This window comes from Corynebacterium matruchotii (assembly GCF_011612265.2).
GTDB classification, from domain to species: Bacteria; Actinomycetota; Actinomycetes; order Mycobacteriales; family Mycobacteriaceae; genus Corynebacterium; species Corynebacterium matruchotii.
Map to the genome: position 1 here is coordinate 157,244 of NZ_CP050134.2, position 11,200 is coordinate 168,443.

Genomic DNA, 11,200 nt, shown 5'->3' on the forward strand with positions numbered 1-11,200 from the left:
GCTTGTCGACGCCCACCCGTGGGCGTGGGATTAACCCCTCGTCGCTGGCTCCCACCCCAGCTCCGGCGCCACATGCTGGGCAAAGTTCTCCAGAATCCGGGCGTTGACGGCAACCCCGGCCTGGTTGGGAATAGTGAGCATGAGGGTGTCGGCAGCCATGACCGCCTTATCATTCTTGAGCGCTTCGACAATCTTGTCCGGCGTGTCCACCAGGGTGCGGCCGAAGATTCCCCGCTGGTCGTCAAGCACCCCGATGGAGTCGTGGGATTCGCCACTGCCGGCCGGCCCAAAAATCTGGGCGTCACTGCCGTCGACGATGGGGAAGATCGGACGCGACACCGACACGCGCGGCTCCCAATCGTGCCCGGCCTTCTCCCATTCCCGCCGGTAGCGGGCGATTTGTTCCGCCTGGACATCACCCAACGAAGACCCATTGGTTTCGAACACCAGCGTGGAACTCATGAGGTTGACACCCTTGCGGGCGGCCAACTCCGCGGACGCATGGGTGGCGGCGCCCCACCAGATGCGCCGGTCGGCGCCGGGGGAGTGCGGCAGTACCGGCAGCTGGGTGCCTGAGCGGAACATTTGGGGATATTGCTGCTCAAAGGGGGCGGCGGTGGCCATGCCGTCGCCACGCAGGGCGGCCAGGAACGTGTCAAATTTTTCCGCCGCCAACGCGGCACCCTTGGGATCCTCCCGGGCCAGCTCCGGGCCACCGTAGCCGAAGGCCTCCCAGCCGCGCAGCGCGGTTTCCGGTGACCCGCGGGACACGCCGATGGCGATGCGCTGGTCGGACAGCAGGTCGAGGGCAGCCACCTCTTCGGCCAGGCCCAGGGGATTTTCGTACCGCATGTCGATCACCCCGGTACCAACCTCGATGGTGTTAGTGGTGGCAGCAATGGCGCTGAGCAGCGGGATGGGGGAGGAATACTGTGGGGCAAAGTGATGCACCCTAAAATACGCCCCGTTCACACCAAGCTCGTCGGCAATCTGCCCTAGTTCCACCGCCTGGTTGAGGGCTTCCTGGGCGCCATATTTGCCGGTCTTGTCAGGTTTTAGGCTGTAGTGCCCGAAACTCAAGAATCCGAACCGTTTCACGATGTCATCCTCCAATCATCTTGTTGATATGTCAACAATCTGGGGTAAAAATCCCCATGGCTGTTACCTCTAGGCACCTAGTGTAACCACCACCCCCACGAATTCATTCCCGCCCGGTTCATGCCAGTGCCCCGAACCGCATCCAGGTCCGGGGCACTCGTAGCTGAAGAACTGCCTCTAACTCTTCTCTGGGCTGGTCTTCCCCCACCGGGCCAGCCGCTGTTGGAACGCCTGGAACGCGCGTTGGGTGCTGGTCAGGTTGGCGTCGTCGGGTTGCTGGTCCGCACCATCGCCCTTACCCGACATGGCCTGGCCTTCCTTCGTGGCCATTTCAATATCGTCAATGGTGATCTCGCCGGCGCGTAGCGCCACCAGCTCGAAATGGTACCGGACCAGCACGGATAAGGTGGCGGCCACCGGGACGGCCAGGAATGCGCCAACCACACCAAACATGGTGGAACCAATGGTCACGGACAGCAGCACAATTGCGGCGTGAAGGTTCATGGCCTTGGACTGCAACACCGGCTGCAGAATATGCCCCTCCAACTGTTGCACCGCAATGATGATTGCTAATACCAGGAGTGCATTAGTTACCCCATTGGAAACCAGGGCGATAATAACCGCCAACGCGCCAGCAACCAGAGCACCAACAATGGGAATGAAGCTGGCGAAGAACGTAATCACGGCCAATGCCGGTGCCAGCGGCACGTGCAATATGAGCAGGCCAATGCAGATACAGCTGGCGTCGACAAAGGAAATAATGGCCTGCACCCGGATGAACCCAGAGAGTGTGTTCCAGATCCGGGTCAGCACTTCGGTCAGGTGCCAGCCGACATTATAGCCGGTGGTCCGGCGGATCATGGGCAGGAAGCCCTCGCCGTCTTTCAGGAAGAAGAATGTGAGCACCAGCATGAGCACGAACGTGACCACGATGGAGCCGGCCGTAGAAATGCCGCTGACCACCCGGGATGCAATATCGGTGACCCGGTTTTGCAGGAATGTGGAGATCTGGTCAATGATGTCGTTATAGTGGCCGAGATCAATATTGAGCGGCGGCCCTTGTATCCACTGTTGCAGCTGCTCAATGCCCTTGGTCGCCTGCTCGGCCAAATCCTTGGATTGGGTGGTGATGCTGGGGGCCATGGCGGTGAAAATGCCGCCCAAAATGGCGAAGAAGGTGATGAGGACAATCACCACCGACAGGGCGGAGGGGACCTTGTGCTTTCGCAGCCAGCGCACCGGTGGCCACAGCACGGTGGACACGATAATCGCTAACAGTACTGGTAGCAGACCTTCCCACACGAGTGCGAGGCCCCGCCACAACAGGTAGCCGGCGGCAACCATAATGATGAACCGGAGAGCCCAGCCGGCAGCCCAGCGGCCATCCTGGCCCAAAATAGCGGCTCGGTCGGTCTCGGCAAGTTCCGTGGTGACCTTGGGCTTATCTTCGATGGTGGCGTCGTCTTCCACCACGTTAGTGAGAAATTCCGCAGGATCGTCCGTCGGCGAAGCCGTTGCAGCTTGTCGACGCGCCGAATCCGCCTTATTCGGGGAATTTGGCGAATTTGTTGGTTTAGAGGGCGCATTTTTAGCGCGGCGTTTCTTAGTACTCATTGTGGCTTTAACTCTGCCACAAAAAATCGGCTACGGGAAGAAGAAATTTTTCCGTGTGGCGGTCTTGGTAACCATGGGCGTCGACAAGCCTAGCAGCAAAAACAGTAAAGTTGAGTGAATGTTACTCAATTTTGTTGACAGTGTAGGTGTGCTCTGGTAGGCTGACGTCAGCAAGTTGAGCGTGACAGGATCAACTTAAAGATAAAACTAGAATTACCATCTTACTCAGGAGGAATTTTTCATATGGGACGCGCAGTAGGCATTGACCTCGGCACCACAAACTCGGTCGTTTCCGCTTTGGAAGGCGGCGACGCTACCGTTATCGCTAACTCGGAGGGGTCCCGGACCACCCCGTCCGTCGTGGCCTTCACTAAGAACGGTGAAGTTATTGTCGGCCAGTCGGCCAAGAACCAGGCGGTCACCAACGTCGACCGCACCATTCGCTCCGTGAAGCGGCACATCGGTACCGACTGGAGCGTTGATATTGATGGCAAGAAGTACACGCCGCAGGAAATTTCCGCCCGGACGCTCATGAAGCTCAAGCGCGATGCTGAAGCATACCTGGGCGAAGAAGTTACCGACGCCGTTATTACCGTTCCCGCCTACTTCTCGGACTCCCAGCGGCAAGCCACCAAAGAAGCTGGCACGATCGCCGGCCTGAACGTGCTGCGTATCGTTAACGAGCCCACCGCAGCAGCCCTCGCCTACGGCCTAGAAAAGGGTGAGAAGGAACAAACCATTCTCGTCTTCGACCTCGGCGGCGGCACCTTCGACGTGTCCCTGCTGGAAATCGGCGACGGCGTGGTGGAAGTGCGCGCCACCGCCGGCGACAATAAACTCGGCGGCGACGACTGGGATCAGCGCATCGTCGACTGGTTGGTCGAAAAGTTCAAGGCATCCTCCGGTGTGGACCTGTCCAAGGACAAGATGGCCATGCAGCGGCTGCGCGAGGCCGCAGAGAAGGCCAAGATCGAACTGTCCTCCTCCCAAACCGCCAACATTAACCTGCCCTACATCACCGTCGACGCCGACAAGAACCCGCTGTTCCTGGACGAAAACCTCACCCGGACCGAGTTCCAGCGCATCACCCAGGACCTCCTGGACCGCACCAAGGCACCGTTCAACCAGGTGATTAAGGACGCCGGCATTGCCATCTCCGACATCGACCATGTGGTGCTGGTGGGTGGCTCCACCCGTATGCCAGCGGTCACGGAGATGGTGAAAGAACTCACCGGTGGCCGCGAGCCCAACAAGGGCGTGAACCCCGACGAGGTCGTGGCCGTGGGCGCTGCCCTGCAGGCCGGCGTGCTGCGCGGTGAGGTCAAGGACGTGCTGCTGCTCGACGTCACCCCGCTATCCCTCGGCATCGAAACCAAGGGTGGCGTGATGACTAAACTCATCGAACGTAACACCACCATTCCGACCAAGCGTTCGGAAACCTTCACCACCGCCGAAGACAACCAGCCTTCCGTGCAAATCCAGGTCTTCCAGGGCGAACGCGAAATCGCCCAGCACAACAAGCTGCTCGGCTCTTTCGAACTAGGCGGCATTGCCCCGGCACCACGTGGCGTGCCGCAGATCGAGGTAACCTTCGATATTGACGCCAACGGCATTGTGCACGTGACCGCTAAGGACAAGGGCACCGGCAAGGAAAACACCATCAAGATCCAGGACGGTTCCGGCCTGTCTCAGGAAGAAATCGACCGGATGATTAAGGACGCCGAGGCTCACGCTGAGGAAGACAAGCGGCGCCGTGAGGAGCAGGAAGTCCGCAATGGTGCGGAATCCCAGGCCTACCAAACCCGCAACTTCCTGAGCGATAACAGCGAAAAATTCAGCGATGATCTGAAGGAAAAGATCACTAAGGCAGCCGATGACGTCGACGAAGCCCTCAAGGGCGACGACATTGATGCCATCAAGGTGGCATTGGACAAGCTGAACGAGGCATCCCAAGAAATGGGCAAGGTGCTCTACGAGCAAGAAGCTGCATCCCAGGCCGGTGGCGCCACCGCCGCCGATGCTGGCAGCAAGTCCGGCGACGATAACGTGGTTGACGCTGAAGTTGTTGACGAGGATGGGGACAAGAAGTGACCGATGACAAGCCCGAGGTGGAGCGCGACGAGGATAACACCGACGTTGACGCCAACCCCAAGCTGATCGATCTCAGCTCCGACGCCAAGAAAGCCGCCAAGGATGCCGACCAGGACGCATCCAAGGACGCCGAAGCCACTGCTGATACTGCCGACGATGACGGTGACGCCGACGCCTTGGACGCAGGCATTGACACGGCCGACCTTGCCGAAGTGGCTGCCGCGCTTGATCAGGTGGCAGCTGACGCCGAAGCGGAATCCACCGAGCCCTCCCTTGAGGAGCAACTCGCGGAACGCACCAATGACCTGCAACGATTGGGTGCAGAATACGCCAACTACCGGCGCCGCACCCAGGCGGAACGCGAACAAGTGATCGAAAACGCCAAGGCGCAGGTGGTCATGCGATTCCTGCCCATTGTGGATGATTTCGGTCTTGCGGAACAGCACGGTGACCTGGCCGAAGGCCCGATGAAGGCCTTCCACGACAAGTTCATGAATGTGCTCGATGGTCTGAAATTACAGGCCTTCGGCGATCCCGGGGACGAGTTCGACGCCGAGACCTACGAGGCGGTCCAGGACATGTCCACCGGCGACACCAAGACCGTAGGCACGGTGCTGCGCAAAGGCTACAAGCTCAATGGCCGGTTGTTGCGCACTGCTATGGTGATTATTGCTGACCCACCTGCTGACTCCGAGTCAGAATCCGACGAGAGTTAGCACAACAAGAAAAGCGGGGCTCCATTCCGGGGTCCCGCTTTTCGACGTTCTACAGTGGCTCTATAGTGACCAAACCTTAGCGTGGGTGGCTAGCGTGGGCGCTGTTCACAGCCTACGCCGTCACCATCGTGGTCCAGGTTCCGGTCGTAGCCTGGTTCCCCATTTCGGATGGGTCGGCCCAGCTCATCCCATACCGCCTTGCAGTTGGGATAGTACTTCCCTTGGGGAGCCGGGGCGGGTGCCGGGTTGGGGTTGGGCAACCCCGGCAGGCCCGGGATGTTGATGAGATTTTGTTGGATGGCCCAGAAAATGCCGCCACCAATGAGGCCCAACAGGCTGACGACGCCGGCGATGATGCCAACGGTTCTGAGCGTCGGATTGGAGCTGGCCTTTTGGCTTTGGTTGGTGGTGTCGGCGGTTTGGGTGATTTCGGGCTGGTCGGCTTCCGCATTGGCAGTTTCCGCAACGTCGGACTCAGCGGCCGTGGTTGCCTCAGTCGTGGCTTCGGTGTTATTGGTGGTTGCGGTGTCCGCGGGGGCGGGGGCTGCCTCGGCTTCGGCGACAACCGTGGAGTCGGCGACCTGGGCGGCCGGGCCCGCGGGGGCGGCTTCTTGGGCGTTGGCGACAGTGCCAGATAGGCCCAAACTTATAGCAATTGTGAAGGTGACAAGTGTTTTACGCACACCCAGAGACTAGCAGTATTTTTCTACTATGAAAATAGTTTTTTATGTAAAATCGTGGCGTTCTACCTAATTTTAGGGGTAATTGGATTACCTGAGGGGAACCTGTAATATCAGGTTGGAGGTGGTAGGGTGCTGATCTTTTTAAGGTGGAACTTTTGCTACTAATTGCCGGTGGAATGATGATCTGCGATATTCTCAGACTCAGGCTTTTTAGGGAAATTTAATAAATGCAATGAGTATTTCCAATCTGAATGGTAAGATCAAACCCAGTTGGAGAGAAGATTTTTGTAAGGAGTTCCTATTATGAATGCGCTGAAGCGTCGCACTAAGGTTGCAGTGGTTGCCATGTGTACTGCATTGGCTGCCACCACCGTCACCCCGGCCGTTGCCCAGCCTCAGAATCAGAGCAGCATGGAGCGGATTGTAGCTATGAGTGAGCAAATGGGTGGTTTGTTGAGTACGGGTGTGGTTTTCCTTGTGTGGTATATCTCCTGCACGTTGAAAGATCCCCGGACCTGCTCTTGGTGATTGATCGGTAATTGATCTGCCTGGAACCTTCACTTATCACCATTAAGGAGTTCATTATGAATATGTTGAAGCGTCGCGCCAAGGTCACAGCGGTTGCCATGTGTGCCGTGTTGGCCGCCACCGTTACTCCGGCCACTGCCCAAACCACTGAGGCCACGACCCCGATCACTACCACCCAATCCACGGAGAATACGGCAAACGGGAGCTTGGATCAGCTGACCAAGGTTTTGCAGCTTAGCACTACTGCCGTGGGTGGGCTAGTTGTCCCATTCATCCAGAAGATCCTGGGTGCGTTTGACCGGTTAGGTTGTACCCTACGGGGCGAGTCTCCGTGTGATGTGGGCTTCGCGCGTCAGCAGCAGTAACGCTTACTGGCAGTTATCGGCGTGACCGACGCGCGCCATGTTGTACGCCCCAACCCATCTGATTATGGGTTGGGGTTTTCTTATGAAATAACTGTAGGTAAAAGTGATAAATGTAATGGTCAGGGCCAGTATTTCGGCGTTAGGCTGATGCTTAGTTGGAGAAGGAATTTGTTAATCGAAGGAGTTTATCGTGAATGCTTTGAAGCGTCGCATGAAGGTGACGGCGGTTACCGTGTGCGCGGTGATGGCGGCTGCCACCGTCACCCCGGTTGCTGCTCAAACTACTCAACCACAGCAGCCATCTCATCAGAGCAGCGTGGAGGACAAACTTGCGAGCATTAGCTCTCAAGTGTTCGGTGTATTGGGTACGGGGTTTATGGCCATCCTCTTTTTGCTGACCTGCTTCCGACCGAATAAAGGCCCTGAATGTAGCATCTAAAAACCAATGAAACCCCAACCATCCTTGTTGTGGTTGGGGTTTGTGGTGGAGGTTTGTGGCCCGTTTTGGTTACTCCGCAGGTGCTGGTGCAGCGCTCGAAGTCGGGGCTGGTGCCGGAGCCGGTGCCGGCGGTGCAAACGGGTTAGGAATATTGGTGGGCAGGCCTGGGATGTTCGGCAACTGAATGTTGGGGATCAAGTTTTGCTGAATGGCCCAGAAAATCCCGCCGCCAACAAGCCCTAGAACAGCGGCGATGGCGGCAATAATGCCGAGTGTTGAGCCAACGTTATTGCCCGACTTTTTGTTTTGGCCGGACTTATCCTTGTTGGACTGCTTGTCTTTGTCGGCGGATGGATCCTTGTCGGACTTATTGTCGCCCTTCGGGGGGACCACAGCCGGTGCGGAGGACGATGCCGCAGCTGAGCTTTGTGCCGCAGCGGGAGTGCTGGTCTTAGCTGCGGTTGTTTGATTATTATTTGCGGCTGCGGTGGTGGATGCGGCAGCGGAAGCATTGGTTGCTGGGGCTGCCGGCTGAGCGTTAGCAATAGTGGAGGCTGCGCCCAGGCTTAGGGCAATGGTGAAGGTGACAACTATTTTACGCATAGTCAAAAAGTAGCACTGAACCAATGATCTTCGATAGGTTTTTGTGTGAATTACCTAAGACTGGGGGTGATATAAAGCCTGGTGATTCTCTTCTTGCTTATCGACGTCCGCACGGCGTCGATAAGCGTTAGATATTAGCGAGGACGGCGTTCGCAACCCACGCCGTCACCATCCCGGTCGAGGTGGCGACCATAGCCGGGCTCATTGCTTCGGATCGGGCGACCAAGCTCATTCCACACGGCACGGCAGTTCTTGTAGCGCTTGCCGGAGGCAGCAGGTGCGGGTGCCTGGTGGCGAACCGGCTGAGCCTGGGCTTGGGCCTGTCGGGCTGGCTGATTTTGGGCAGGTGCAGGTGCGGGGGCCGGCTGTGGTGCCGGGGCTGGTGCAGGTGCCGGAGCTGGCTTTGGTGCGAACGGGTTAGGCAGGCCCGGGATGTTGATGAGGTTTTGCTGGAGGGCCCAGAAGATGCCGCCGCCAATGAGCCCTAGCACACCAACGATGCCAGCGATGACGCCAGCAACCCGCAGGGCAGGATTCGAACTAGCTTGCTGACTCTTATTGGCTTCATCAGCGGTTTGCGTGATTCCTGCCGGCTTCTTCTCATCCTTCTTGGAAGACAACGAAGAGCTGTTATCCGAAATTTCGGACTTATCCTCGGTCTTGGTTGCCTTATCCTTGTCTGCGGATTTCTCATCCTTGCTGCTGAGCTTGGAGGAGGACAGCTGATCCTTGATTTGGGAGCCCGGATCCACTTCCGGTTTCTCTGCGACTAGGCCCTCGTCGGAGGTAGTCTCGGCTTCGGCCTCAGAGGCTGCCGGCGCTTCGGGCTTTGTTTCCTGAGAGCTGCTGCTGGATTTGGCTTCGTCGCTGCCGGTCACGGTGGCGTCGGAGGTGGTGTTTTGGGTGGTTTGTTCCGTTTGGGTTACTTCGGCTTCCACGACCGGGGAAAGATCGGTGGTGGTGGTGTCTTGGGCATTAGCAATGGTGGAGGAGAAGCCCAAGCTCATGGCAATCGTGAAGGTGATAAGTGTTTTACGCACAACGAAAAATTAGCATCACGCACTTGCTTCCGCACAGCTTTTTTCATAAGTTCATTATCTCTTACCTAACTTTGGGGGGAATTTATTAATGGTCGCAGTTGTCATGCCCATAAAAATAGGGGCATTATACATTGATATTTCCTGGTAGAACCATTGCTGAACTGCAAATTTGGATTGGAGCGCGGAAGGTCTGCCTCGCAGAGCGTAGTAGGAAATTTGCTGAGCTAGAGTTGTGAATTTTGTTCGTATTTTATCTACCATCTGAATCGAGAAAGTACAGCTTAGAACTTCCGAAGCCCTGATGGTTGGGTCGTGCGTTAGCTGGGGAACGCCAGCAATCCCGCCAAGAATTGGTCGTTTTGTGCTGAACCCAAGCTCATGCTCGTCGGGTTGTCGCCCCAAGGCCTGCGGTCCGCCGCTCACACAGATTTTGGTGTTTGAGCGTCTTGCGCTGCGGTTTTGCTTTAGCTGGGGTTTGGGAAATTTCGCCCCTGTCGTGGTCGCCTGGGGAGGGTTTCCCAGCTAACACAAAACCGCTTGTCGACGGGGTGTTCAGGGGCGTATCTAGCCCAGTAGATGATGGGGATTGTCATGCCAGTGACAAGCCAACTTGGTGACGGGGTACGGCCAGAATGATGACGAAGACCGGCCGGCAATTTGCCAAGCGGAAACGCTAAAATGCCTGTTCAAAGCCTATTTTGATGGGAATGTAATGCATTACAAACGCCGTAACCTAGAACCTAGACCCTAGAACCTAGAAATAGGGGTAAAGGTTGTTGGAAACCTTTAGGTAGTAGGGGGTTATTCTTCGCTCAATTTTTCGCTCGCCTCCAGGCCTATATCCATGCGGCGGGTCACTTCGGCGGCGAGCTGCCTATTGGTTGCATCGCGCAACGCGCTGGAGATGCTGATCTCCTGGGCGTCAGTGGGGGAAAGGTAGCCGGTTTCGATGAGGCCGTCGATGGGGGATTTGCCGAAGGTTTTACAAAGCTTAATCACGTTTTCCGCCGAAATATGATTGCGCTTCAACTGGCGGCTGATGGTGCTGATATCGATGCCGGCAGCGGTGGCCGCTTGAGTGGGCAGGGGGGAGCCCGGCAGGCTTAAAATCCAATCCCTCATATTCATGGATTTCATTATGCTATACGTCCTTGGCCTGCGGAGATCGTGAAGCTTCAACCATTTTCGGGGCTATTATCCTTGATGATTGCTAAATAACTTGTAAAGTTCATGTCAATAGCGAAAAGGAGTTTTCATGTTTACCCGCGTTGATGATCGTCTGCACGACCACCCGAAATTCCTCAAATGCAGTCTGAGCGCCCGGGGACTGTGGATCACCGCTTTGTCCTGGGTGGGGGATAAACTCACCGACGGCTTCGTGCCCCACAGCTGCCTGGGGCGGTTGGGCGCCAGAAAGCGGGACGCTGACCGATTAGTGGAGGCGGGCCTGTGGGAGCGGGGCGAATGTGATGGCGAGCCCGGGTATTGGTTTCATGACTTTGAGGACTGGAACAAGGCCGCAACCCATGCTGAGGTGCGGAAACGCGCCGGCCAAAACCGGTCCCGGGTGTTGAAACACCGCACCCGACGCAGCGTCGTATACAAGCAGAGAACGCCGCAACCTACGGTCACGGGCACGACCCCCGCGGATTGGTCGACGCCGGAGGATCCGCGCTGTCGGGATCATGCGAAACTACCGCGGGAGCATGTACCGGCTTGTCGAGCATGTGGTCAGGCCAGACAGTGGTTCACCCAGCAGGCCATGGCGGAGAAGCAGGCGCGTCACGACGCTATTGCTTCATGTGAATATTGCGATGATCGGGGATTAGCGACCACCCAAGACACCGCCGGGAATGATGTGCTCATTCGATGTTCTCACAATGGTCCGCTGCCGATCATCCCCGCACCCGAGCCGGTTGTGCATAACCCGCCGCCTCCCGAGGTGCGGGCCTGGTTTGATAGGCAACACTCCACTAGACAGCCCGTTGTAGTACATTCTGCGTCAATGGAGTGAGCGTGATTC

11 protein-coding genes are annotated in these 11,200 nt (G+C 57.2%); 5 read left to right on the forward strand and 6 right to left on the reverse strand.

Translation table 11 applies throughout. The annotated features are described in order from the left end of the window. Positions 1 to 30 precede the first annotated feature (30 nt). Together HBA49_RS00650 and HBA49_RS00655 are read right to left on the reverse strand one after the other, a co-directional pair. Positions 31 to 1,098, reverse strand: coding sequence for an LLM class flavin-dependent oxidoreductase (locus HBA49_RS00650; RefSeq protein WP_005524991.1), 1,068 nt, complete (start codon positions 1,096 to 1,098; stop codon positions 31 to 33). Between the two features lie 177 nt (positions 1,099 to 1,275). Continuing rightward, positions 1,276 to 2,712: an AI-2E family transporter gene (locus HBA49_RS00655; RefSeq protein ID WP_005524817.1), complete on the reverse strand. Its 1,437-nt coding sequence runs from the start codon at positions 2,710 to 2,712 to the stop codon at positions 1,276 to 1,278. Between the two features lie 243 nt (positions 2,713 to 2,955). Here HBA49_RS00655 and dnaK point away from each other — a divergent pair, with 243 nt between their 5' ends. Together dnaK and grpE are read left to right on the forward strand one after the other, a co-directional pair. After that, positions 2,956 to 4,803 (forward strand): molecular chaperone DnaK, encoded by a 1,848-nt coding sequence (dnaK, locus tag HBA49_RS00660; RefSeq protein WP_005525196.1) that lies wholly within the window; start codon positions 2,956 to 2,958, stop codon positions 4,801 to 4,803. Continuing rightward, positions 4,800 to 5,519 carry a nucleotide exchange factor GrpE gene (grpE, locus tag HBA49_RS00665; RefSeq protein WP_005524982.1) on the forward strand — a complete coding sequence of 240 codons (720 nt, stop codon included), beginning with the start codon at positions 4,800 to 4,802 and terminating at the stop codon, positions 5,517 to 5,519. Before dnaK ends, grpE begins: the two co-directional genes overlap by 4 nt. Before the next feature lie 89 nt (positions 5,520 to 5,608). On the opposite strand, the gene HBA49_RS13100 is transcribed toward grpE, so the two are convergent. After that, on the reverse strand, positions 5,609 to 6,202 hold the full coding sequence (locus HBA49_RS13100) for an excalibur calcium-binding domain-containing protein (RefSeq protein WP_005525432.1): 594 nt from the start codon (positions 6,200 to 6,202) through the stop codon (positions 5,609 to 5,611). A gap of 584 nt (positions 6,203 to 6,786) precedes the next feature. Here HBA49_RS13100 and HBA49_RS00675 point away from each other — a divergent pair. Together HBA49_RS00675 and HBA49_RS00680 are read left to right on the forward strand one after the other, a co-directional pair. Then, entirely contained in the window at positions 6,787 to 7,095 is a 309-nt protein-coding gene (locus HBA49_RS00675; RefSeq protein WP_005525030.1) for a hypothetical protein, read from the forward strand. Positions 7,096 to 7,285: 190 nt separating this feature from the next. Beyond that, the gene (locus HBA49_RS00680; protein ID WP_005524785.1) at positions 7,286 to 7,534 is read left to right on the forward strand and encodes a hypothetical protein; all 249 of its coding nucleotides are present in this window, start codon (positions 7,286 to 7,288) and stop codon (positions 7,532 to 7,534) included. Between the two features lie 69 nt (positions 7,535 to 7,603). On the opposite strand, the gene HBA49_RS00685 is transcribed toward HBA49_RS00680, so the two are convergent. The 3 genes from HBA49_RS00685 to HBA49_RS00695 form a co-directional block, all read right to left on the reverse strand. Further along, positions 7,604 to 8,137, reverse strand: a complete 534-nt coding sequence (locus HBA49_RS00685) for a hypothetical protein (RefSeq protein ID WP_005522705.1) — start codon at positions 8,135 to 8,137, stop codon at positions 7,604 to 7,606. 134 nt (positions 8,138 to 8,271) lie between these two features. Continuing rightward, positions 8,272 to 9,177: an excalibur calcium-binding domain-containing protein gene (locus tag HBA49_RS00690; protein ID WP_005525218.1), complete on the reverse strand. Its 906-nt coding sequence runs from the start codon at positions 9,175 to 9,177 to the stop codon at positions 8,272 to 8,274. A gap of 801 nt (positions 9,178 to 9,978) precedes the next feature. After that, positions 9,979 to 10,305 carry a transcriptional regulator gene (locus HBA49_RS00695; RefSeq protein ID WP_225866027.1) on the reverse strand — a complete coding sequence of 109 codons (327 nt, stop codon included), beginning with the start codon at positions 10,303 to 10,305 and terminating at the stop codon, positions 9,979 to 9,981. 127 nt (positions 10,306 to 10,432) lie between these two features. Here HBA49_RS00695 and HBA49_RS00700 point away from each other — a divergent pair, with 127 nt between their 5' ends. Beyond that, positions 10,433 to 11,191: a hypothetical protein gene (locus HBA49_RS00700; protein ID WP_005524864.1), complete on the forward strand. Its 759-nt coding sequence runs from the start codon at positions 10,433 to 10,435 to the stop codon at positions 11,189 to 11,191. The last annotated feature ends 9 nt before the right edge of the window (positions 11,192 to 11,200 follow it).

Coding starts and splice junctions, on each gene's coding strand:
- HBA49_RS00695 (WP_225866027.1), bottom strand. CDS start 10,305: ATGAATATGAGGGATTGGATTTTAAGCCTGCCGGGCTCCCCCCTGCCC.
- HBA49_RS00655 (WP_005524817.1), bottom strand. CDS start 2,712: ATGAGTACTAAGAAACGCCGCGCTAAAAATGCGCCCTCTAAACCAACA.
- HBA49_RS00685 (WP_005522705.1), bottom strand. CDS start 8,137: ATGCGTAAAATAGTTGTCACCTTCACCATTGCCCTAAGCCTGGGCGCA.
- HBA49_RS00675 (WP_005525030.1), top strand. CDS start 6,787: ATGAATATGTTGAAGCGTCGCGCCAAGGTCACAGCGGTTGCCATGTGT.
- dnaK (WP_005525196.1), top strand. CDS start 2,956: ATGGGACGCGCAGTAGGCATTGACCTCGGCACCACAAACTCGGTCGTT.
- HBA49_RS00700 (WP_005524864.1), top strand. CDS start 10,433: ATGTTTACCCGCGTTGATGATCGTCTGCACGACCACCCGAAATTCCTC.